Below are 24,534 nucleotides of genomic sequence, written 5' to 3'. Positions count from 1 at the left end.
GCCCGTAAGAAAGAAATGAGACAATAAAGTTTGCCCGTAAGCCCCCCCCTTTCATCACCTTGCTTGAAATATTTGGTATGAACTAACTCAAAAACTGCTCTTCATACTTACAAACGATATCTACGAGCTTATTTAGCTCTTCTCCCAAAAAAGTATCAGGCTTGCCCCCCCCCCCACAATTGTTCTATCCGCTTAAGAGCAAACTGATGTTCGGCTGAATTAGATATTTTACCTTCAGCTAGAATGTCTCTAACAGCGATTAACAAATCAGAGTCACCTTTGAGGAAAGCCGCTTTTTCCTCATCTATAGCGTCAAAAATATTATCGTAAGTAAGGTATTCCCCTTTACGAGTATGCTGAGCCCTATTCATTGATGTTGTGCCATGTTCCTTCGAAGACTCATTTTTTGACAAAGCTCTTTTCTTCATATGAAAGTACCAAATTAAAAAGACACTGGTTTTAGTATACTCAGTTTGAAGGTAGTAAGTGAGAAGCGCCCTAAGCTAGCTACAAAAAATGGCAAAAGTAGAGCGATATATGAGCGCTCCGAGTTATATGGCAAATTCACAAGAGAGCTGGCCTGTAGATTTGTTTAATCAATAGGTAGTTTTGACGATAATCAGGGTTTATATAAAGTGACTTCTCATGTTTCCAAAAATCCCCGCCACACTTTCTACATCGGCCGCTAGTGGCCGATAATACACTATCCAAAATATTCATACTTGCAGAGCAGCAAGACGTCGAATGTGAGAAAACATGTGATAGCACCTCCTGATGCAATACACACCTAATTGAAAATAACCAATCGAGCCGAAACCAAGACACCCCATGTTCGAAAGTTTGTTCAGCGAAGCATTTACGGCAATATCTAAGCTGAGTTCTTCCATTGGGAATGAGCTCTTCTCTTAATGGCCTTTTGCCAAACAGTACATAGTCTTTAGCTTCAATCAGCTCTGAACTGTGCATTGAATTTAATGGTGTATGCTCACAAAGTAACTTCTCGATAAAAGTGCTGCTGTAAGAGGAAAGTAGCTTTCCATGCTCAGAGTCTAATTTTGGAGCAGCATTAACGACACCAGAGAGACTAACAAGACCATATAGATCGGATGGCCTTAATAATTTCCCCTGACATGACAGAACTCTAATCAAATAACTATGGATTGATTCATCTTGAAATATACTAATTTGCATACGCTAGTTTTGGTATAGTCCAATTAACTGTAAACACTCTGCCCCTGACCTGGGTACTTCTCATATATATGCATATAAATATCTGAGCATGCCTTTGGCCAAAGTTCATCATCAAAGCTATCTGGAAGCTCATCAAGCTTCTCCTCGATAAAGTTACGCACTCTAGCTTTAGTGCGTTGCTTTTTACGCCAATCGATAACTAAAATATCTTTCATATTGTCGACAAGTTCTTTAGCAATGCGCTTTATGTTGTTCCTCTCCTTCTCATTGAGAGGTACCACTTTAGTCATCAAGTCAAATACAGCCAACTCTTCTTCGCTAAGCCCCTCACGAACAGTTCTCTTTTCTTCATGCTTCAGATCTTGAATGTAGTCTTTAAGCTGATTAAAGAACTCTTCTGCGGTATATGCACCAAGATTGTACTGTTCAATGAGTTCCTCAAACTTATCTTGTAGATCCTGCCGTGCTTTGTTTTTCAGCAGCATTGGTTTGAGCTTACGCTCAATAATATTTTTTAAACGTTCAGCATCCGAAGTTTTTGGTTTGTCTACCTTAGACACCATTTCAGCTAACGCATCAAAATCGATACCTGCTATATTAATTGGCTCAGGCAAATTACTCTTAATTTCAATGGTCGTGATTGATTCATCAAGTAACTCATTCACTTGATGCCTTACTACATCAAGCACATCTTCATCATCAATTGAGACACCTGACTTCTGGCGCATCTGGGCATATATAACATTGATGGCAATACGGTGTGGCACATAGCCATTAGCATCATCATCTGGCAATACGGCTTTGAAGATACGATTAATTTGGCGAACAAACGCTGTGAATTCATCTTTTAAATCAGGAGACAGCAATATCTCACTTGCATCATCTAACATCTGTAGCTTAGTAAAGCCTTCAGCTGGGGCAGAAATAATCGCCTCTAAATCTATACTTTGTTTCTTTAAAAACTCGCTCAACTCAACAATGGCTGTCGCTAGGGCGGAAATTAGCTCTCGTTTATCTCGTGCAGGGCTATCAACACCGTACCCTGCAGCTGGCTCTGCAATTTGGCCTCCACCATACAAGCCTAATGCTTGCTGTAATGCACTAAATATATTGATGTAATCGACAACCTGACCCGCACTCTTACCAGGATAAACACGGTTAGCCCGTGCAATGGTTTGCATTAAAGTATGATTCTTTAGTGGCTTATCTAAATAAAGCGTTGAAACAGAAGGCGCATCAAAACCCGTTAACCACATTGCACAAACAAATACGATGCGTAGGTTGTCATCAGGATCTTTAAACTTCTCATCAATCTCTTCTTTAACAAAACGTTCACGATGTGTTTTGTAATCTAACCCTTTCTTGGCTAAACGCTCTTCATCATTTTGGCCACCTGATACAACCACCGCCATATCAGTAGATTCCATATGCTCAATTTGAAATTGTAATTTTGCTAAACGACTTCCTTTAGCGAATTTTACTTTCGACTTAAGGCTTTTAAGCTTCAGCTTCCAAGCGTCACTGACTTTGTCATACATCTTAATGGCGGTCGCTTTGTCGATAGAAACCACCATCGCTTTGCCTAGCTTTGCATCACTAAATGGTGCACGATTGATATAATGTTCAACTAAATCGGTAGCTATGGTCTCTAAACGGTCATCACGAGTAATGATGTGGTAGGCTTTTGCAAACTCTTGCTCTAATCGATGCTCTTGCTCATCGGTTAAGTCTGACTCTTCAATAATATCGGCAATCTCTTTACCCACATCATCGCTAGATAAACTGACTTCAGGCACGCGGTTTTCATAGTAAAGCGGTAATGTCGCACCATCATCTACCGCATCAGCAAAGTTATATACACTGACATAATCACCAAAGATCTCACGTGTTTTACCGCTATCACTACTGTCAGAGTTTTTTGCTGTTTCAGATAGCAAGGGTGTACCCGTAAAGGCCATAAACGATGCATTAGGCATCGAGCGACGCATATTCATCGCTAATGAATCATATTGACTACGATGGGCCTCATCGGTAATAACAATGATATCATTGCGTTCAGACAACAGCGGGTAGTCCCCCTTTTCATCGCCTTTAAACTTTTGAATAAGGGTAAATACAAAGCGGTGATCTTCAGCCAATAGCAGCTTTAACTCACTGCCCGATTCAGCCTGACAGTTTTCAGTTAAGATCCCTGTAGAATGGAATGTCTTATAGATTTGATCATCAAGATCTGTTCGGTCAGTAATTAAAACAAAGGTCCAATTACCAGTATATTTACGAAACGCTTTTTTACAGAAAAACACCATAGAGAAGCTCTTACCGCTACCCTGTGTATGCCAGAAAACACCTAGTTGACCAGCGTTCTCTTTAATATTAGTTAAACCACCTAATGCCTGATTAACACCAAGATATTGATGATATTTAGCCACAATTTTAATAGTGTTTTTTTGTTTAACAAATAACATGTAGTTTTCGATAATATCGAGTAAGCGTTCTCGCTCACAGACACCCCGAATCACAACTTCAAGGCTTACTCTACGTGCTTCTTGCTCACTCTCAACCTTCTTCCACTCAGCAAAATGCTCCCACTGGCTAGAGATAGTACCAACACGAGATTGCACACCATTAGAGAGAATAATAACTTGGTTAAAATGAAATAGCTGAGGGATGGTGTTGCGATAATCTCGTAGGTTATCTTTATAAGCATTAAACAGGTTTTTATGACTCGCTTTCAACTCAATAAAGACTAGCGGTAATCCATTCACAAAACCTAACAGGTCAGGTCGACGAGTTTCAATTTCACCAGTAATACTCATTTGGCTACAAAGCAGAAAGTCATTGTTACTGGCGTTTGACCAATCGATATACTGTACTACGCAGTCTTCTTCATCTTCAGCGTTCGTTGTGTATACGTAGCCATTAGTTAACAGCTCGTAGACCTCTTCATTAGCTGAGATAGCCGTCATTGCACTTCTATCGCGAACGATTTGGTCAATGGCCTCTTGAATAACAAGCGAACTAACATCAGGGTTAAGCTTTAGCAGTGCAGCTTTTAACCTTGCAAGTAAAACCACATCGTTGCGAGTTTCTCTGCCAAAGAACAATGGGTTATCAGCAAGATGGTCATCATAAAGAGAGCCAAAAACCTCGTCCCAACACGTTGCCGTATCCCAGTCCAGTTCAGAGAAAAGGTTAATCGCTGGTTGTTCTACTAAAGCGTCTTCCGTATATGTCATAGTTTATCTAACAACCCTAAATCATGCTTCTTATTGAACGAAGATGAACCACCAATATAATCTTGCGCAATATTAGAAATAGTTTTTACCAGTTTTAAATCCGTTGTTATGAAACCTACAGGAATACTAACTGGATGCGTTTCTGGCTTTGAAATGTGGTAGCATACAACGGCGAAAGTACCCTCTAATATAATGACCTCTACACTTCCCCCAAGAAAACCCTCAAGTAAACCATAGAGATTATTTGATCCTTTCCTAAACTCATTTTTCCAAGCCCCAATCGCTCGTCTATCCGATATATCTGACAACGGCAGATAAATGGAAGGGGTGTACATACGTTGAGGATTCTTTTCTTGTGTAAGCTGCGCTTGTTCTATTTCATTGAAACAAAACTCAAGCTTTTTAGTTTTTCCCCAAAAAGCATCAGAAGGTGCAATCCACGTTAGTTGCTTTACAGATTTTTCCTTTGATTTCATGAAAGAAGCTGGAAGATCTTTCAAAATTTTTCGAATATGCTCCCAGTTATTTCCGGTATAAATAGGACCTACAAATGGAATTTCTTTTTTATCATTAAGCAAAGCCTCTGCATAACGATGACCTAATGCTGCAATATCTATCGAGTTGCTATTGAATATATCTTTTGTCCAAGTATCACCAAAAGATTTCATAGCTAAACCAATCTCTTGGATGTTCTGGCCCTTTTGGGATTGATTTAACGCAATAGTTATTGCTTCATGCACTTCAGAGGAATCATCTAAATTATCAAAGTCTTCTCGTTCAATGGCTTTACCTTCTTGATCAATTGCAAAGCAAGTCGTTAAGCGCACAGGATCTTGTGTTAATTTACTAACAGAATCAATTGTATAAATGCTAGGCCGTTCACTTCCTTCTGTACGAACACCTTTTAAATAGTCGTTATCCAATAATTGATAGAAATCCCTTTGAAACTTTGACTTTGCTAACCCTTCTGTCTCGGATAGTTTTTTATTATCAACAGATAACTTGATGCCAGCATGCCACCCACCAGAACTGCGCTTATTCCCAATGCAGTTAAAGCCGCAAAGTTCAAATGAAAGCGCTGCACCGGTTTCTTGGATTGAGTTGGTTTTAGGCGGCTTACCAATACCTTCGAAGTAACCCACTGATTGTTGGGTAAGTTGAACTAGGCCTTGTTCATTAAAAACAAGGTCCCCTTTATCCATCAAGTCACCAATAGCTTCATTAACTTCAAGCTTATTTAAGCCCAAATATGTTGCAATCTGAGATGGTTTCATAGGTGCTAGTTGCACCAACCTCAGCACAAACTCTCTTATGAACGAAAGTCCCTGCTTGGTCACATATGAAAAACGGAAGTTAAATCGCTGAGCAGGTACTATGAAATCAACTTCATGATAATTTAATCTAATTTCTTCAGTCATTACTTAACTCCATTAAGGTCGCTATTGATATTGTGGATACGATAGTCAGATGAATCTTTAGCTTGTCCTGATATGTAACTAAGTACTTTGCCTAACGGCAGTGTACTGTTATTTCCCTGCCACATATGGGTTGAGCCAACAATCATCAACCGATCCATTGCCCTAGAAATAGCAACATTAATTCGATTCGGAGTTCTCAAAAACCTTGGTTTCTTATCTCGGCTTGATCGAGTCACAGAGAGGATAATGACTCTATTTTCTTTACCTTGATAACTATCAACAGTATCAATCTTAATAAGATCCTTGAAGTCATCGCTCCACTCTATTTCTTTGAACTTTTGGCGAATTAGCCTTTTTTGTTCGCCATACATACAAATAACACCAATGGCTGCTTCACCTTTTTTCACCACCCCCTTTAGTTCAGCGACAAACTCAAGTTTATTAGCGATGTCTTTTAATAAGTTGATAATGATATCTGCTTCTGTTCGGTTATATATACTGACACCGCGATCCTCTCGATGGTAAGCCTTGTCACCCAAATGCGATGTATCAATCCAAGAAACCACACTTTGAAGCATTTCTGGCGCAGTACCATAGATGTCAGGAACTTTACGCTCACCATTTTGTAGTTCACCTTTATAGAAAGTATCCGAAACGATGTTTCCAATAGGTGGTGCCATACGGTACTGAGTCAACAAGGATGCGCCTGCTTGCTTACCGTAGGGTGATTCGAACGCTCTTGCGAAATCACTTTGCAAGACAGCATCGAGGTCAATCTCTTTGTCGGCCAAGCCAAGTTTAAGAGCCAATGCTTTTTTATGCGCATCAGAATACAAAGGCGGTAATTGTTGATGGTCACCGACGAGTAAAATTCTTTTGCCCGATTGCATCGCTATAGCTAGCTCACTCGCTATTGAACGAGCTGCTTCATCGATAATAACCCAGTCGTATTGATTATCAGCGATACCTAAATGACGTTGTCCTATACCGACACAAGTACCAGTCACTAATTGTCTAGAACGAGCAAAAAACTCATCATAATTGACACGCTCAGTTTCAAGTACGTCTAACATATCGCCTGAGATATTGGCTAATGCGATAGCTTTTTCTGCTTCGTCAGGCCTAACTGAATATCTCGAACATAAGTACTGAATCACCTTGGTTTTTGCATTCCGAACATCTAAATTTTCATCGTAACTAATGCCATATTTGCTACTTAATGCTTCGCGGATAGTCGCATCTAAATCAACTACATTTTTCTTAATGATGTGCTGCTCATCTTTTTCAAGCCCCCCATCCTTCATCGACTCCAATGATTTATGCAAAGTATCAATCTGCTTAAACAAAGTGAGCTCAGCTTCCACCAAATCAGTCAAAAACTCAGCCTGTAAGCCAAGAGCTTGAGACAATGATGCAACTCGATACTTTGCTTCAGCTCTAAATAACTCTCTTTTTTCTGCAACTATCGCATTTGAGTAAACATCTTTAAGACCTGTTGAAACTGCACCTTCTCGGTTACTAAATCGAACAACATCCAACTCCGTATCAAGACGAGAACAGTGCTTGCGAATCCTTTCTGCTGCGGTATTAACGGCTTCATGCGATTGACTAACTAGAAGAATATTTTTTACATTCTGCTTTTCTATCAAGTGGTGTACAAAGGCCGCAATAAACTCCGTCTTACCTGTCCCTGGTGGGCCTTGTAACATTGAAAGAGGACCGTTACTTAGAAGTTGTTGGAATGCTTTCCTCTGCTGCTGATTCAGGCTAATTTTATTGTTATGCTCATCGGTACGATCGTAACGAGCAAAGTCGTCAGATGTTACCGGCTTATCATATTGTACCGTCGGAGAGCTGCAATCAGGATCAAAATACTGAGCTAGGTTACTAACAACACTTTCATGTTCCAAAATGCGCTCTAAAGCTGCCTTCCGTTTAACGTAAGAAGCTTTATCTTGTTTTGTACGGAAGAAAACTTGGTCTCCATCCTCTAGATTCCTTGCTTTGAAACCGACGCGATGTAATCTAATCTCATTGAGTGCACTTTGTTTAAGCTTAACTTCGCCAAGACGAGTTTCCTCATCTCCGACTATTTTTAAAGCTTCAATAACATCATTTTTATTAAATTGCCCTAGTACATCAACGTCAGAAGCGTATGGAAGAATAAGTTCGTCATCAGAATCTTTTACTTCGTTTGCCCCCCCAATTACCTCAATATATGGATAGGCTTGGGTTTCAGTCTCCAGAACTGCTTTCCATAATTTATCAGTTGATATTACAAGGTGATCTGGAGACGTACTTTTAGCTTCAATGTTTTTAAATACTTGAGCTAGTTGGTTAGTAAGCCCATCAACTTTCTCCTCATCTTCAACTGGTTTAAGTACCGCTTCTACCGTTCTATTAAATGACTCATTGCCCATCAACTTTTTAGTTAATTGGCTTAACTCCATAATAGAACCAGACTTAATCGTGATGGAAAAGTCTAAAACCAGTTGGCACCTTTCAATATCTTTCGGATGAATAGAGTCTCTTGCACGAGGTGGGAAAGAAACAATAAAGCCTTTATCATTCGTTGTGTAAATGACACGAGCACTTCCGCCAAGCCCATAAAATGTAACCATTACATCAGTGCCGTTTTGGTTACTTTTCTCAACATGGACATACAATTTTCCGTTATCGGGATAAATTGTAATCGTTTCAAAATCTTTGTTACTGCTAATAGTAACAGGGGCAATGTTTACAGCTTTTTTAGGTTTTAAAGCTGCTTTAAATCGAACAAGATCTTTGAATCCTGCACTAGGGTCGCTCACCTCAACCTTTAGGGCATCACTGAGCTCTGGGAATTCACTTAAATCGGCTCCCCACTCACCACCTAATAGCTCGAACGACAATCTCATGACTGCGAAATTATCTCGCTCAAAAGGTGTACAGTTATCTATGTTTTCGGGGCTATAAAGATGATTTTTCGGTTCACCCCCATCAGTAGAGAAATCAGGTACATCGATAAACGTTATGTCAAAACCGTCAACTGTCTTAGTTAGAATAATGTTCTCTGGGTGTAAGTCGCCATGATATAGGCCTAGTCCGTGTAAATGCTCTACAGATTCAACTAACTTATCAATCACCGCCAAGCGTTGCTTGCTGCCAATTGATGCCCTATTCCAAGTTAACCCTTCAACCTTATCTGTTACCATAAATAGGCTTGAAGACTTAGTGGCAATCCCAAACTCTCTAACACATGGTAGGTATGGTGGGTTTATCGATCTAATTTTCTCAAGGCGTTGTAAAAAGTGCAGTACTTTATAGCTTAGTGCTGGGTCATCAACTGATGGATTAACATTAAGCCATGCTTTTACCATTAACCCATCTGATACATAAACTTCCTTCTCGTCAGTTTCCACGATAAGATCATTATCTTCACGATATTGACGGGAGTGGCTAATGTTTCTTCTGTATGGCTCAAGTTCACTATCATCAAATTCAAATGTGCATGCATCGCTCGGCTCAGCTTCTTTTAACGCATCAAACAGTTCTTCAGCATCACGATAACGCCCTCCAGCAATTGCGTATTCTAGGACCAAGCCGTACCACTCTGAACAAGAGGCTAGCTTCCCAGCTAGTTTTTCTAAACTAACTGGCGAAATTCGTTCATCATTCAAAATATGCCAACACAAAATGCCAAGTGTTTTTACATCACTTTGAAATGGAGACAGCTCATCATCCGCATTTTTACCTGATATAGATAACTGCGAGCGATAATCACCAACCGTGCCAATGGGTTGGTGGTAGGCGGAGATGAAGTTAGATAATGCAATCTCTTTACCAGGTGAAATCCAAATACTATGGTCTCCTAAATCACGATGAGCAACTTTCATCCTATGCAAGTCAGCAAACTTGGCTACTAGCAACTTAACTAAGTTTGCGCGGTCAACATCAGAGAAGTTTTTACCAAACTTACCAATGAACTCGTTAAATCGACTATGGTTTGGTGGTAATTCGAATACCTCGTTAAATTCGGTCGTTACATCATCAGGCTGTACATTAGTTAAAGAACGTAAACAGTGTTTATATAAGTCTAAGTTCTGATGCTTGATATGGCTGAGCACCTTACGCTCCCGAGAAACGATGCTATATCGACCTTCAGGTGTCCCGCCTTTCACCCCATCAAAATTTTTAAAATTCCAGACACGCAGTAACGCCTCATCCTGTTTAGATGATTCTGATTTAGCTAAAAACTCCTTGTACAACTTGGTTGGGTGTTCATCAAATATCAGTGATTCAGCTTTGTAGCCATTTACACTTATCTGTTTAGGTGCGGTTGAGTTGCCTAAGAACAGTTCATCGAAAATAGCGAAATCTTGGTTCAGCACTTGCGCATTTGGGTGAGGACGGAATTTATCATTGAATGTTTTTTGATCGGCGTAAGTTAAGAACTCATCAAGGCTTATCGTGTGATGTAATTCTGTATCTGGGAGTTTGCTAAAATCAGCATTGCCTGACATCACAACGAAAAAATGAACAAACGGTGTGAAACCTTTATTGCTAAATCGGTGTTTCTCACGTTTAAGCTTGTTGTCCAACAAGAACTTTTTGTTTCGCGTAACACTCACAGGAGAGCGTCCCATCAGCTGATTATTCTTGTACCATTTATCCTGATTACAAGTAATCTCACCATGATTCCAATCTTTCAACTCAATAATGAAAACATTACAGTGAGTCACGATGACAAGGTCAAACTCACCTTCGTAACCACGATCTGAATCCACAAACCTAAATCCGGCATACCCTTTCCACGGGAACATAGTAGAACCACCAATACTACGAAGCTGATCTTGCATCGAACCGCCACGTTGAGGCTTTTTACCTGTTGGCTTCTGCTTACAAAAAGCTGCTTTGATTCTTTCAATAGCTCTAATCTCTTGAGCTTGTAGCCCACCGTCCCACAGTTTAATTTCCAAAGGGTTCTCCTAATCGAGATATTGATTTAATTTTAAAACTATCAGATACCACTTAGTTGATTCTTAATTGAAATCAATTTTTAGTAGCGAATGTAGTGGCATAGTGAATTTGGCCACCTGACTAGAGGTGTTAAAATGCACCTCGTACACAACAGGTGGAACTATGACAAAACGTACGAGAAGAACTTTCAGCCCTGAATTCAAACTAGAAGCAGCCCAACTGGTTGTTGACCAAGATTACACTGTCGTTGAAGTGGCAAAAGCCATGGGTGTGAGCAAGTCGGCCATGGATAAGTGGGTAAGACAGCTCAAGCAAGAAAGGCAAGGCATAACCCCGAAAGCTACGCCACTAACACCAGAGCAAATTGAAATCCGAGAGCTAAAGAAGCGGATCGCTGAGCTAGAAGAGCACAACGAAATCATAAAAAAGGCTACAGCTCTGTTGATGTCGGACTCACTGAAAAATTCTCGATAATCGAGAAACTTAAACAGAGCTATAGCATAGTGAAATTATGTAGCGTGTTCGGTATCCATAGAAGTAGTTATAAATACTGGAAACGCCGACCTAAGACCATTTCTTCGCGAGAGACTCAAATACGAGCGCTTGTTCAAGAAGCTCATAATGTGAGTAACGGCTCTGCTGGAGCTCGTACGATTGCGAGTATCGTTACTAATTCTGGCATTAGCCTAAGTCGATATCGAGCAACTAAGGTCATGAAAATAATGGGGTTAGCTAGTCGACAGTTACCAAAGCATAAGTACAAAAAGCAGCCTCTAGAGCATATTGAGATCCCAAACCATTTGGATAGACAGTTTGCAGTTACCGCACCAAATCAGGTTTGGGTCGGAGACGTTACATACGTTTGGACAGAAAATCGTTGGGCATATCTAGCGATTGTCCTCGATTTATTTTCCCGTAAACCCATTGGTTGGTCTATGTCGTTTTCACCCGATAGTCGGCTAACTACTAAAGCGTTAAAGATGGCGTATGAGTCGAGAGGAAAGCCTACTGGCGTAATGTTCCACAGCGATCAAGGCTCACATTATACAAGCAGAAAGTATCGACAAACGCTTTGGCACCATCAAATTAAACAGAGCTTATCTCGAAGAGGCAATTGCTGGGATAATAGCCCGATGGAGCGCTTCTTCAGAAGTTTAAAAACAGAATGGGTGCCAGCTTGTGGCTATCGAACTTTAACAGAAGCTTGGAATAGCATCGTTGGGTATATCATTAGATACTACAGCCAAGTCAGGCCGCACCAATACAATGGTGGTCTCACACCGAATGAATCGGAGAGACTTTACTGGGAAACTTATAAAACCGTGGCCAATTTCACTTGACCACTACAATCGATCACAATGTAAATCGTTGGCCTACCCAATAAATGCTGAGAACCTAGTTCAGAAACGATGTGAACATCGGCTACTGTTGCATCTATCTCAAAATGTGTTCCGGGCAAGTAACTATCTTGAATAACACTTCCTAATAAACCTCTTTTATTCCTGAGATGATCATTTTCGGTCGTTCTCCCCTTAACCATCTCTTCTTTATTAAATAGTTTTTTTACCCAATAGCTAAATTGCTTAAGTGTTGGGACTAAAGGAGGTCTCCCACATGAATGAGCAATGCGAACCTCATCGGCATAGCTATCAACGAGCATATTTTTGTACGTTTTTGATAACGTCAGGCAGGTCTTTTTTAAATAATACTTTTTCAGTGCTTTCTTAAACTTACTTTTATCTATATCTGAAATAACGTATTTTGCAGCCCTTTCTACCGCTACCGTTCTTGGTTGCTTAGGAGAGCCTAATGGATTGCCTGTCGCTTTCCTCTCCTTTCCCAAACCACCACTTAGGGAAAATGCAGGAAGAAGCGCGCTTTTATCCTGACCATAACGCCAATATTGAGTGAGTAATCTAGCCAAGACTTTTCGGTCGATTTCCATCGCCCTCGCATACTCTGCAAGATGTGGTACACGTTTTTTCGTTGCATAATCAAAAACAAAAGCTCTATCAAAAACAATACCTTCAATTAACGCATAGTTTTTATCTCTTCGAGCAATATGCTCTTCTGGGATATTTTCCTCTGCGACCAAAAGAAAACTAGGTAGGTTAAACTCGGACTTCTTGGCTTTCTGGCTTTTTACATGCTCTGTAAATGCTTCTATCGATAAAGCAAGAGGACGAACACTTCTTGATGTCTGATTTAAAGGGAAAAGAACTACCGACTCAACATCGTGCATTAGATCCAAAATTCGATAAAAACCGTCTTCGGCTAAATCGGAGTCGTGTAACTCCCAAACACTGTTTCTAGGAAGCTCCATTCATAACACCTCTCGTAGCCATAGCTATAGATGTGATATCTAATATCCCCACTTCTGTAATCTTTGATGATAAATCCACATCAATAAACTTATCCGCTATTAGGTAACGAATAAGCAATAGAGCATCGTCATGTGAGGCAATATTCATTGATATGAGTTGATTACACAGGTCTTCAAGGAAGCATTGACCAACCTCAATTACAGCTAGCGCACTATCAACCTGTTCATCAGCAAAAAGTATGGTGTTTTCACGGAAAGGACTTGTTGCCCAGCTAAGATTACTACTCTGGATTTTAGTCAGCTCATTACCTGTAAAATAGCTAAACTTAACCCCCAACAGTTGCCAACAAACTCGTTCAATATCAATTTTTTCGAGTACACGCTGCTTATCTGATTCACTTTCAGGCTTAACTGAAATTGCGTGATATGACGTACCTTGGGGAGAGTCAGTTGTAAGCAACTGATCGGTTGTCATTATGATAGGTTCTTTCGTTTTGGGGTGTATTGGATGTTTCACACCCAATATGCTTGCCACTTTTTGCGTATAGTTAAGAGGCAAAATAGGAAACTGTTCTCTTATATCGGTCACACTGTCGGAGAACTCAGCTAAATAAAATAACTCGCTCTCTATTGAAGACATCATGTGATGTTCTCGCTGAGATTTTCTCCCAAAAATTAACGATCTAGTTCCGTGAGATTTTACGTCTTGAATTCTAAGCCACGGCTTATAATCAGAGCCTTCTCCTATTCCATACTTATTTTTTAAGGCTCGCTGATAGTCTTGTAAAGACTCAAGTTTTCGTCCGCGCGACATAACTTATTCCGATGTATTTATCTAGAAAAAGCATAGTAGCAAACACCACTACGGGCCAACTTTATTGCTTATGGGCCAACTTTATTGTCTCTACACAATAATTAAACGCTCATACCAACTGCAACACCAGAAGCCCAGGCCCATTGAAAATTAAACCCACCGAGCCAACCACTCACATCCATAACCTCACCCGCAAAGTACAATCCTGGCACTTTTTTCGCTTGCAAGTCTTTAGAAGACAGTTCATTGGTATCTACGCCGCCTAATGTTACCTCTGCCGTGCGGTAGCCTTCGGTGCCGTTCATCACTAATGACCATTGGTTGATATTATTTGCTAATAACTCTCGCTCACCATGACCAAGTTGATTTAAGGCCTTATCCAGTTGTGTGGCATCAAATAACGCCTCAACAAGACGTTTAGGCAGCCACTGGCTTAATGTATTACGCACACTTTGCTTAGGATGAGTTTCAAGTGTACTTAGCAGCTTGTCTAATGCATTTTCATTGGGTAATAGGTTAATGCTAATTGCTTGCCCTGGTTGCCAATAATTAGAAACCTGCAAAACTGCTGGGCCCGATAAACCTCTGTGAGTAAATAACAGTGCTTCACTAAATTGCGTGCCATCGGCTGCGGTGATCGTGGTCGGTACAGCAATACCTGACAAACTCTCAAAACGAGATTTCTGCTCACTATGCCACGTAAAAGGCACTAACCCTGCGGTTGTTGGCAATACATTTAATCCAAACTGCTTAGCAATTTGGTAACCAAAAGGGGTCGCCCCCAGCTTTGGCATTGATAAGCCACCCGTGGCTATCACTAATGCGTCACAGCTGTAATCGCCTTTGGCCGTGGTAAGTTCAAATGTTCCATCACCGGTCTTACTAATATCACTGATGTCTGTACGCAGTTGCAGCTTCGCCCCTGACCATTCACATTCTGTCAGCAGCATAGTCACAATGTCTTTAGCTGAATCATTACAAAATAACTGCCCATGCTCGCGCTCGTGATACTCAATACCATGACGTTCAACCAATTCGATAAAGTCGCTCGAACGGTAACGCGCTAAAGCAGACTTAACAAAGTGAGGATTAGCGCAAATAAACTGATGTGGTTCTACTTTTTGATTAGTAAAATTACAACGCCCGCCGCCACTAATGAGAATTTTACGTCCTGCTTGCTTGGCATTGTCGAGCACCAACACATTTTTGCCACGATAACCTGCCGTCGCCGCACACATTAATCCTGCTGCGCCTGCGCCAATAATGATCACGTCATAATGCTTCACGGTTTATCTCTCTTACTCAATTGAGGCTGGTTTAACTCATACAAAATAGTCACCGCGAGATGCAGTGCTCAACAATACATTGCATAAAAGGCTACGTATTAAAGGTATCGCATTTTCCACAGGCATAAAAAAGGGCGCTATATTAGCACCCTTTAATGGCCATTACACTGACGATTAACCTTGTGTTGACTCAGACTTTTTATCCCGTCCAAGTAGCTCTTTAGCCGCTTCTTTAGGATGTTTGTCTTGATATAGCACTTGATAAATTTGTTCTGTAATTGGCATTTCAACACCAAGGCGTTTAGCTAAGGTATAGACTTCTTTAGTATTTCGGTAACCTTCTACCACTTGTCCAATTTCATCTTGAGCCGTGTTGACATCACAACCCTTACCTAGTGCTAGGCCAAATCGGCGGTTACGAGATTGGTTATCAGTACAAGTGAGCACTAAGTCGCCTAATCCTGCCATCCCCATAAAGGTATTATTGTCAGCGCCTAACGCCACCCCTAAACGAGTAAGCTCAACTAGGCCACGGGTGATTAATGCCGTGCGAGCGTTAGCGCCAAAGCCGATACCATCGGACATACCAGCGCCAATGGCAATCACATTTTTAACCGCGCCGCCCAATTGCATACCAATAAAGTCTTTGTTGGCATAAACCCGCAAACGTTTGGGGCTGTGCAGTAGCTCAACTAAATCATTGGTAAAGTCTGGGCAAGTGCCCGCCACTGAAATTGCTGTCGGCATACCTGCAGCAAGTTCTTTAGCAAATGTCGGCCCTGATAACACGGCAAGCGGAAATTGCTCGCCTAGGTGTTCAATAGCGACATCTTGTAATAATCGACCGGTTTCTGGCTCTAATCCTTTGGTTGCCCAAACAATACGAGAGTCAGAACGCAGTAATGGTTTTGCCAACGTTAATACATCACCAAATACATGGCTGGGCACAACAATCAGCACATTTTTACTTGCTGCTAACGCCTTGCTTAAGTCAGCTTCAATTTCTAAATTTTCAGGAAACGCAATTCCCGGTAGAAATGCAGCATTACAACGCGCTTGCGCTAATTTTTGCATGTGGTCGGCTTCATGCCCCCACAATAAGGTACGGTGGCCATTGCTCGCTAAAGATATAGCAAGGGCGGTGCCATAAGACCCCGCCCCTAGTACCGTAATATCGGCAAGATTATTCATCGATTATGCGTTAGCTTCTGCTGGCGCAGCTTCAGCTTGACGTTGCTGAACATATTGAGCAAACAATGCGTCAAAATTAACCGGTGCAAGGTTCAGTTGTGGGAAAGTACCACGAGAAACTAACGAGCTAACCGCTTCACGCGCATATGGGAATAATACGTTAGGGCAATAAGCACCTAAAGAATGAGCAAGTTGTGGCTCAGTTAAACCGTTGATAGAGAAAATACCCGCTTGCTGTACTTCACATAGGAAAGCCGTTTCGTCACCGTTTTTGGCTGTCACAGTGAGTGACAAAATAACTTCGTAAGCATCTTCAGCAAGTTTATTGCTACGAGTATCTAGATCTAATTTAACTTCAGGGTTCCATTCTTTTTGAAACACAGCTGGGCTGTTTGGCGTTTCAAATGAAATATCTTTGGTGTAGATACGTTGAATGTTGAATTGTGGATTTTCTTCGTTGTTTGCTACTTCTTCAGCCATGATATTCTACCTAAAATAAATATAATATGATTATTGTTCTTGTCTATAAGCGAAATGGCACTGAAAAAACCATTTGCGTTAATTCAATACCTAATGCGCCACCTTACGCCTCCAGTGGATAAGTTAACACGCGGCCAATGAGGTTAAGGTATAATTTAAACCATTGTCATTTGATGACAAACTACAATGGCCTTTAGCAGGGCAGCTTATCGCTTGCTCTTAATCACAGGTAAGTTAGCTGTTTTCCAACCACTCATGCCACCTGTCAAATTACTTACATTTTCAAACCCTTGTTTTATAAGGAGTTGAGCAGCTTGCGATGAAGTCATTCCCGCGTCACATACTACTATAATGGGACTGCTTTTATGCTTTTCAAGGTTTGCGACTTGATTATTTTTTATTTCTGATAACGGCACATTGAGGGCATCCACAATGTGACCTTTTTTATAATCTTCTCGTCCTCGAACATCAACAACAACGGCACTTTGTTTATTTACCATTTGTGTTAATTCTTGATGATTTACATTAGTTACTTTCGAAACAGCAGCTTTTACTGAAGTGACAATAACAGCAACAAATAAGCCAACCCAGGCTAAACTTAACACAGGGTTTGCTTGAAAAAATTGAATATACTCTTGCATGTTTACAGCCTATTTCCGGACAGTTGCATCAATAATTAGCCCACGAGTATATAGTTTTGCCACTAAAGTTTCACCTGCCAATCTTTTTAAAAAACGCTTTTCGTGAGGTTGTACATCTAAGCCGCAATTTTTGTAATAGATGACGAAATTTAATAACACAAACTACATCTAAATAGTCCGATCTCTTTTTACCCTGCCTAATAAGTAGTAATATTCATACAATTCAATTTTCACTTTAAAACTTTGCCGATAAAGAGGTAGTAAAATGACAACAGCAAAACGCCCACTGGCTTTATTGATTTTAGATGGCTGGGGTTCACGTACTAACCCAAAAGACAACGCCATCTTCCACGCGAATACACCGGTTTTAGATAACCTTAATGCCAATTACCCACACAACCTTATTTCTGGATCAGGTATTGATGTTGGACTGCCTGATGGACAAATGGGCAATTCAGAAGTGGGCCATATCAATATCGGCTCAGGGCGTATTGTCTATCAAGAACTTACCCGTATTAGCAAAGCCATTGAAGATAATGAATTTGAACAAAATGCCAGTTTAATTGCCGCTATCGATAAAGCCGTAGCCAAAGAGGGTGCGGTGCACATCATGGGGTTACTATCTGCAGGTGGCGTACATAGTCATGAAGAACATATCGAAGCAATGTGTAAAATGGCCGTTCAACGCGGTGCTAAAAAAGTGTACCTACACGCTTTTTTAGACGGCCGTGACACGCCGCCGCGTAGCGCTAAAAATAGTCTAACGCACTTCGATGAGTTATTCGCTAAGTTAGGCTGTGGTCAAATAGCATCATTAATTGGCCGCTACTACGCGATGGATAGAGACAATCGTTGGGATCGAGTGAGCCAAGCATATGACTTAATCACCCAAGGTAAAGCCGAGCACACTTATACCAATGCAGTTGACGCGCTAGAGAAGGCGTATCTTCGTGATGAAAACGATGAGTTTGTCGCGGCCACCACAATTACCGATACAAATGGCAACATTGCCACCTTAAATGACAATGACACATTAGTGTTTATGAATTTTAGAGCAGATCGTGCACGTCAAATTACGCGCAGCTTTGTTGATACCGATTTCAATGGCTTTAGCCGTCAAAAAATACCTGCAATTAACTTTGTCATGCTAACGGAATATGCCGCCGACATTAATGCCGCCATTGCATATCCATCAACAGATTTAGTCAATACGTTGGGTGAAACACTGCAGCAAGCAGGTAAAAAACAATTACGTATTTCAGAAACAGAAAAATATGCTCATGTAACATTCTTTTTTAATGGTGGCAAAGAACAGCCATTTGACGGTGAGGAACGCATCTTAATTGAATCACCAAAAGTCGCAACATACGATCTACAACCAGAAATGAGCTCACAAGAGTTAACCGACAAATTAGTAGATGCCATTGAATCAACTGAATTTGATGTGATTATTTGTAATTACCCAAATGGTGACATGGTCGGCCATACTGGTAACTTTGATGCCGCTGTAAAAGCTTGTGAAGCTGTTGATACTTGCATTGGCCGGGTAATAAGTGCCCTTGAAAAAGTGGGTGGTGAATGCTTAATTACTGCTGACCACGGTAACGCAGAACAAATGACCGATGAAACAACAGGTCAAGCACACACCGCGCATACCAGTGAGCTAGTGCCATTTATTTATGTCGGCCGCAACGCTGAAATAAAAGATAATGGGCGATTAAGCGATATTGCACCAACTATGTTATCGTTGATCGGCCAAAGCGTGCCAACTGAGATGACTGGCCGCTGCATTATTGATATTAAAGAGTAAAAGTAACCCCGTGATAACTCGATACCTTGTTAAAGCCAGCATCATTGCTGGCTTTATGTTCCTGATTTTTCCTGCTCAGGCAGCTGATCTGTCTCAGCGTCAGTCAGAGCTGAAATCAATTCAAGCGCAAATTTCAAAACAGCAAAATGTACTTAAAGACACCACAAAGCAACGTGAAAAACTCATGTCTTTACTAAAAAGTGACGAAAAAGCCATTGCAAATGCCGCGCAGAAGGTCAATCGTACTAAAAAAGAATTAACGAAATTAAACAGTGAGTTAATTACGCTCAATCAACAACAACAACAATTAGACACCCTTAGACAAGAACAACAACAAACTCTTTCAAAACAATTATCTAGCGCCTATTTGGCTGGCAACCATGACTACAGCAAAATGCTGCTCAATCAACAAAACCCCGCTACGATTGAACGCATGCTGACTTATTACCAATATTTAAATGATGCCCGAATGAAGGCCATCAGTGAATTAAAAGCCACCAAAGACAAGCTGGAAACCCTTAAAAATCAACAACGACAGCAACAACAGAAACTCAACGCCACAATGCTGTCGCAGCAAAAACAGGCTAAATCATTAAGTAGTGAACAAGCTCAGCGACAACGCACGTTAACCCAAATTCAACGCACGTTATCAAGTAAAGGCGCCCAACTTGAACAACTACAAATTGAAGAAGCCAGCTTAAAGCAAATTGTAACCAATGCGATGCAAGTAGCCAAAAGCAGCCCAAGCATGTCAGGACTAACCACACGCAGAGGCAGTTTAAAATGGCCAACAAAGGGTAGAGTTACGAAAAAATTTGGTAGCCTGCGTTCAGGACAAATCCACTGGAAAGGCACCATATTGTCAGCACCTGAAGGACAAAACATCAACGCTATTGCGCCTGGTAAGGTGATTTACTCTGACTGGTTACGCGGTTTTGGGATGGTCATGGTCATTGATCATGGCAAAGGCTACATGAGTCTTTATGGCCATGCCCAAGCATTATTACGAGAAGTGGGTGACGCTGTTTCAAAAGGTGAATCAATCGGGTTAGTTGGTCGTTCAGGTGGACAGACCGAACCTGGCCTATACTTTGAAATACGACACAAAGGACAAGCCGTTAATCCAGCACGTTACTGCCGCTAAATTAACTTCAGCCTCACTCATACATCTGCTTTTGGTATGAATTAAGTGATGACATCGTCCTTATCTAGGGGGATGTCATGCTTCAATATTTCCGTTACCTATTGTGCTTCATCGCAGGCATCATCGTAGCTATATCTGTCAGCTTATCTAGCTCAGAAACCACGCTTAATCCGCAACATAATGCCGACAACCAACATGATTATGACTTTTCACTGCTACAAGATGTCATTGACACCGTTGAGCTTTATTATGTTAATCAAGTCAGTCGGTCCGAATTAATTAAAATTGCCATCGACGCTATTTTTGAACACCTTGACCCCTACTCAGGTTTTCTTAATAAACAAGACTTTCAATCCCTTAATGACACTAACAAAGGGGAATATTTTGGCTTTGGTTTTGAAGTTGCCACGGCCAATGGCAAAATTACAATTGTCACGCCTTTTGCATCATCTCCAGCGGCAATAGCAGGTATTAAGCCTGGTGATATCATTACTCACTTTAATGAGCTTGAGGTAAGTGAATCCAACTTAAATGATGTATTAGTGTCTATAAAGCAGCATAGCAATCAAAACCAAGCCATTCATATAACTGTGGCTTCAAACAATAATGTTGAAGCTAGAGAACTCACCTTATCGCCATCGGTTATTCACCTTAAATCAATAGAGACCCAGGTCATCAATAATGTGGGCTATATTCATATCGCAAATTTCCAACAAGGGGCAGCTAACGCAATACTCAAACAATCTATTGTTTGGAAAGAATTAACACTGGAGGGCATAGTCGTTGATGTGCGCAACAACCCCGGAGGCTTACTTGATCAAGCAATATCAATAGCAGATCTATTTATTGATAAAGGCCGAATTGTCTCAACGCAAGGACGCTTCTTTGATGCAAATGAAGACTATTATGCATCAAACCACCATATTTTTAGCTCTCTGCCTGTTGTATTGCTGATTAATAAAGGTTCAGCGTCTGCTTCTGAGGTACTTGCTGCAGCCTTACAAGAAAATAATCGCGCTGTAGTAATTGGCGAAAGCAGCTTTGGTAAAGGCACAGTGCAAAGTATCATTCCGATGCTGTCACAAGGTAATGCCATCAAGCTAACCATAGCCAAATACACGACACCAAAAGGTAACGACATTAATGAGATTGGTATTGTTCCAGACATAAAAATAAATTTTAACACTTTATCAACATTAAAAACTGTGCCTATAATTAACCAAAATAAAAATGATATTCAGCAACTAGATCCACAACTTAATTATGCTATTAACTGGATATCGCAAAATAATAATTAAATAACAAATGACGGTACCTGTGCGCTTATTCTTTATTACTCTGGTTTTCTTATGTTCAACCCAAACATCATCTGCGGCCAATATCGCTATCATCATCGATGATATTGGTTATCGCCAAACAGATAAAGCAGTCCTTAACTTAGACACAAACATTACCTTATCAGTATTACCCCACACTCCACTTGGCCGAACCCTCGCCAACCAAGGCTTTCATAATGGTCACGAGATCATGCTACATATCCCAATGCAAGCAATAGACGGCAGTAAGTTGGGGCCCGGTGGTTTAACAAATCAAATGAATGAAAACGAAGTTAAACAGGTCATCAATCGAGCTGTGGAAAATATTCCTTACGCAAAAGGAGCTAACAACCATATGGGAAGTTTGTTTACCCAATTATCAACACCAATGAAATGGGTAATGCAAAGTCTTAAACAAAAAGATCTCTACTTTGTAGACAGTGTAACGACAAAATACAGTAAGGCAGCAGAACAAGCTCAAAGAGAAGGCGTGCCGATTACCTTTAGACATATATTTTTAGATAACGAAACCAATACTGAAGCTTTAGAAAGGCAGTTTTCGCAGGCTATTGAGCAAGCCAAAACAGACGGAAGGGTCGTACTCATCGGCCATCCATATCCGGAAACCGTTGAGTACTTAAAAAACAATGTAAAACGACTACGAGCTAACGGGATTGCGTTAATTAAAACATCAACATTAATAGCATTAAGCCAAAAAATTCCCACGCCAGTAATTGCAGTTAAGCAACCTCTAACACTGGAATAGACAAATCTGACAGTGTAGATATTAACTCTTCCTTATTAGCCACAATATCAGCAAGAGTGTACTGTGCTAAAACGGCCATATAGGCTGCAAGCGCTTTTCCTAATATCCCTTTAAAGGCACAAGCTGAAGTGAATCGACATCGAGGTTCGTTACAATCAATAGGAGCTAATGAATTTTCCAACTGACCAACTAATGTACCTAGGTTTATCTCACTAGCTTCAACAGCTAACTTAAAACCACCGCTTTTACCACGAATAGTTTGAATGTAACCCAGTTTGCCCAAATGATGAATAATCTTAGCAACATGATTCGATGATAGCTCAAACACCTCTGTGACTTCAGAAATACGAAACAGCACCTCTCGTTCAGGCTGCATAGCCACATACATAAGAATACGAATGCCAAAATCGGTATAACGTGTTAATTTCATAAATCCTTCACCAAGAATAGTTAGCTCGTGTGTTGCTCTAATTCAGTTATTAAAATCAGTGCTTGTTGATTTGTATTACCACAAACGTCAATAGAGGCAGAGAAATCACTGCAAACATTTGGACGCTCTGGTAAACCAAATAACTGACAAAGATTATCATCATTAAGTTGCACACATCTTACTCCGGCTGGTTTACCATGCGGCATTCCAGGTATAGCACTTGTGATAGATGGTGCAATACAACATGCGCCACAACCTAAACGACAATCCATATAGTCCAATCGATACACAGAAATCAAAGATGATATTTTACTGGCTTTACGAACATAAGAAAGTACTAAAAGAAATATTTGTTATATATGTTTTGTTTTGAACTAAAAAATCACTTTTATTGGCTTGTGATGCGTTACGTATAGTCGTTGCACATTTTATTATGACTCAAACGTATCGATGATAATGACATCATTGATGCAGTATCTGACACATTGCTGAAAAGCATATGGCTTATGGATTTCGCAAGGTATTTAACCGACTACGACTCCTAGGGTATAAATGGAACCATAAACGTGTGTATCGTATTTATTGTGGTTTGAAGCTTAACTTACTTCGAAAAGGCAAAAAACGCTTACCTTCTCGAAAGCCTGAGCCGCTATCTGTTCCTGCAAAGGTAAATGAATACTGGTCGATGGATTTTATGAGCGACAACTTGTCTTCAGACAAGTCGTTTAGAACGATTAATGTCATTGATGATTATCATCGGGAAGCGTTAGCTATAGAAGTGGACTCAAGCTTACCTGCTCAACGGGTTATTCGTGTACTCGATAGGATTGCCGCCTATCGAGGTTATCCCAAACGCTTAAGACAAGATAATGGGCCAGAGTTTATCTCACATGCACTTGAGGTTTGGGCAGAGCAACATGGCATTAAGTTAGATTTTATTAAGCCAGGGAAACCTACACAAAATGCGTATATTGAACGATTCAACCGCACTTATCGAAATGAAGTATTAGACTGTTACTTGTTCAATAGCTTGACTGAAGTTAGGGAAATCACAGATAGTTGGATTAAAGAATATAATTATGATCGACCGCATGAATCACTGAATGATTTACCGCCCAAATTGTATGAGCGGTTAAACGAGGAAAACTCTCTTAAAATATGATCGATATAAGGGATGGTTACAGAGGGAAACTTTCTTAAAACATGAACGATATGAAATGAGAGTTACAATATAAACCTCAGACACGAAAAAGCCCTAACATTGCTGTTAGGGCTTATCGTAATATTGGCGGAGCGGACGGGACTCGAACCCGCGACCCCCGGCGTGACAGGCCGGTATTCTAACCAACTGAACTACCGCTCCTTTAGCAAAGTGCTTACGCATGATGCTAAATGCTTTTTAAGTCGCTAACATGTCAACGTTAGAAGACTCGCTTTTCTCTTTATAAAAAGGAAAGCTAATTTGGCGCCTGGAAATGACCTACTCTCACATAGGGAGACCCTACACTACCATCGGCGATACTGTGTTT

General features: G+C 40.6%; 18 protein-coding genes, 1 tRNA gene and 1 pseudogene. 6 read left to right on the top strand and 14 right to left on the bottom strand.

All coding sequences use genetic code 11. The features are described from left to right. Positions 1-155: 155 nt before the first annotated feature. The 5 genes from G3R48_RS11470 to G3R48_RS11450 all read right to left on the bottom strand — a co-directional run bounded on the left by G3R48_RS11470 (position 156) and on the right by G3R48_RS11450 (position 10,803). Entirely contained in the window at positions 156-371 is a 216-nt protein-coding gene (locus tag G3R48_RS11470) for a hypothetical protein (RefSeq protein WP_153666010.1), read from the bottom strand. A gap of 193 nt (positions 372-564) precedes the next feature. After that, positions 565-1,191, bottom strand: coding sequence for a TniQ family protein (locus tag G3R48_RS17430; protein ID WP_153666012.1), 627 nt, complete (start codon positions 1,189-1,191; stop codon positions 565-567). 23 nt (positions 1,192-1,214) lie between these two features. Further along, entirely contained in the window at positions 1,215-4,427 is a 3,213-nt protein-coding gene (locus G3R48_RS11460) for a type I restriction endonuclease subunit R (protein ID WP_153666014.1), read from the bottom strand. Continuing rightward, positions 4,424-5,845, bottom strand: a complete 1,422-nt coding sequence (locus G3R48_RS11455; protein ID WP_153666016.1) for a hypothetical protein — start codon at positions 5,843-5,845, stop codon at positions 4,424-4,426. Before G3R48_RS11455 ends, G3R48_RS11460 begins: the two co-directional genes overlap by 4 nt. Next, positions 5,845-10,803, bottom strand: coding sequence for an AAA domain-containing protein (locus G3R48_RS11450; protein ID WP_153666018.1), 4,959 nt, complete (start codon positions 10,801-10,803; stop codon positions 5,845-5,847). The genes G3R48_RS11455 and G3R48_RS11450 overlap by 1 nt, the downstream gene beginning before the upstream one ends. A gap of 163 nt (positions 10,804-10,966) precedes the next feature. Here G3R48_RS11450 and G3R48_RS11445 point away from each other — a divergent pair. Continuing rightward, a protein-coding gene (locus tag G3R48_RS11445; protein WP_153666020.1) for an IS3 family transposase occupies positions 10,967-12,144 on the top strand; the annotation gives its coding sequence in 2 pieces (ribosomal slippage) (positions 10,967-11,234 and positions 11,234-12,144; 1,179 coding nt in all). On the opposite strand, the gene G3R48_RS11440 is transcribed toward G3R48_RS11445, so the two are convergent. From G3R48_RS11440 to G3R48_RS11415, 6 genes are all read right to left on the bottom strand, one after another. Continuing rightward, positions 12,117-13,127, bottom strand: a complete 1,011-nt coding sequence (locus G3R48_RS11440; protein ID WP_153666022.1) for a hypothetical protein — start codon at positions 13,125-13,127, stop codon at positions 12,117-12,119. The genes G3R48_RS11445 and G3R48_RS11440 overlap by 28 nt on opposite strands. Continuing rightward, entirely contained in the window at positions 13,114-13,941 is an 828-nt protein-coding gene (locus G3R48_RS11435) for a TnsA endonuclease N-terminal domain-containing protein (RefSeq protein ID WP_153666024.1), read from the bottom strand. The genes G3R48_RS11440 and G3R48_RS11435 overlap by 14 nt, the downstream gene beginning before the upstream one ends. Positions 13,942-14,042: 101 nt before the next feature. Beyond that, a complete protein-coding gene (locus G3R48_RS11430) occupies positions 14,043-15,227 on the bottom strand; it encodes a BaiN/RdsA family NAD(P)/FAD-dependent oxidoreductase (RefSeq protein WP_212593321.1) in 1,185 nt (394 codons plus the stop codon). Positions 15,228-15,401: 174 nt separating this feature from the next. Beyond that, complete coding sequence (gpsA, locus tag G3R48_RS11425) at positions 15,402-16,418, bottom strand: NAD(P)H-dependent glycerol-3-phosphate dehydrogenase (protein ID WP_153666026.1); 1,017 nt, start codon at positions 16,416-16,418, stop codon at positions 15,402-15,404. A gap of 3 nt (positions 16,419-16,421) precedes the next feature. After that, positions 16,422-16,898 (bottom strand): protein-export chaperone SecB, encoded by a 477-nt coding sequence (gene secB / locus G3R48_RS11420; protein ID WP_153666028.1) that lies wholly within the window; start codon positions 16,896-16,898, stop codon positions 16,422-16,424. Positions 16,899-17,104: 206 nt separating this feature from the next. Next, positions 17,105-17,539, bottom strand: a complete 435-nt coding sequence (locus G3R48_RS11415) for a rhodanese-like domain-containing protein (RefSeq protein ID WP_153666029.1) — start codon at positions 17,537-17,539, stop codon at positions 17,105-17,107. A gap of 265 nt (positions 17,540-17,804) precedes the next feature. On the opposite strand from G3R48_RS11415, the gene gpmM reads away from it, so the two are divergent. The 4 genes from gpmM to G3R48_RS11395 all read left to right on the top strand — a co-directional run bounded on the left by gpmM (position 17,805) and on the right by G3R48_RS11395 (position 22,575). After that, entirely contained in the window at positions 17,805-19,349 is a 1,545-nt protein-coding gene (gene gpmM, locus G3R48_RS11410; protein ID WP_153666030.1) for a 2,3-bisphosphoglycerate-independent phosphoglycerate mutase, read from the top strand. Positions 19,350-19,359: 10 nt separating this feature from the next. Next, complete coding sequence (locus tag G3R48_RS11405; protein WP_212593320.1) at positions 19,360-20,493, top strand: murein hydrolase activator EnvC family protein; 1,134 nt, start codon at positions 19,360-19,362, stop codon at positions 20,491-20,493. Positions 20,494-20,570: 77 nt separating this feature from the next. Continuing rightward, positions 20,571-21,791, top strand: a complete 1,221-nt coding sequence (locus G3R48_RS11400; RefSeq protein ID WP_153666031.1) for a S41 family peptidase — start codon at positions 20,571-20,573, stop codon at positions 21,789-21,791. Between the two features lie 19 nt (positions 21,792-21,810). Next, positions 21,811-22,575, top strand: coding sequence for a divergent polysaccharide deacetylase family protein (locus tag G3R48_RS11395; RefSeq protein ID WP_380714326.1), 765 nt, complete (start codon positions 21,811-21,813; stop codon positions 22,573-22,575). Here G3R48_RS11395 and G3R48_RS11390 read toward each other — a convergent pair. Both G3R48_RS11390 and G3R48_RS11385 read right to left on the bottom strand, forming a co-directional pair. Then, complete coding sequence (locus G3R48_RS11390; RefSeq protein ID WP_153666033.1) at positions 22,550-23,005, bottom strand: Rrf2 family transcriptional regulator; 456 nt, start codon at positions 23,003-23,005, stop codon at positions 22,550-22,552. The genes G3R48_RS11395 and G3R48_RS11390 overlap by 26 nt on opposite strands. A gap of 20 nt (positions 23,006-23,025) precedes the next feature. Further along, complete coding sequence (locus tag G3R48_RS11385) at positions 23,026-23,277, bottom strand: YkgJ family cysteine cluster protein (RefSeq protein ID WP_153666034.1); 252 nt, start codon at positions 23,275-23,277, stop codon at positions 23,026-23,028. 215 nt (positions 23,278-23,492) lie between these two features. Here G3R48_RS11385 and G3R48_RS11380 point away from each other — a divergent pair. Continuing rightward, positions 23,493-24,167: pseudogene (locus G3R48_RS11380) on the top strand (IS3 family transposase); the annotation flags it as partial. Between the two features lie 124 nt (positions 24,168-24,291). Here G3R48_RS11380 and G3R48_RS11375 read toward each other — a convergent pair. Further along, a tRNA-Asp gene (locus G3R48_RS11375) sits at positions 24,292-24,368 on the bottom strand. Positions 24,369-24,534 lie beyond the last annotated feature (166 nt).

The organism is Shewanella intestini (assembly GCF_018221465.1).
GTDB lineage: Bacteria > Pseudomonadota > Gammaproteobacteria > Enterobacterales > Shewanellaceae > Shewanella > Shewanella intestini.
This window is presented reverse-complemented; position numbering and strand designations above follow the sequence as displayed.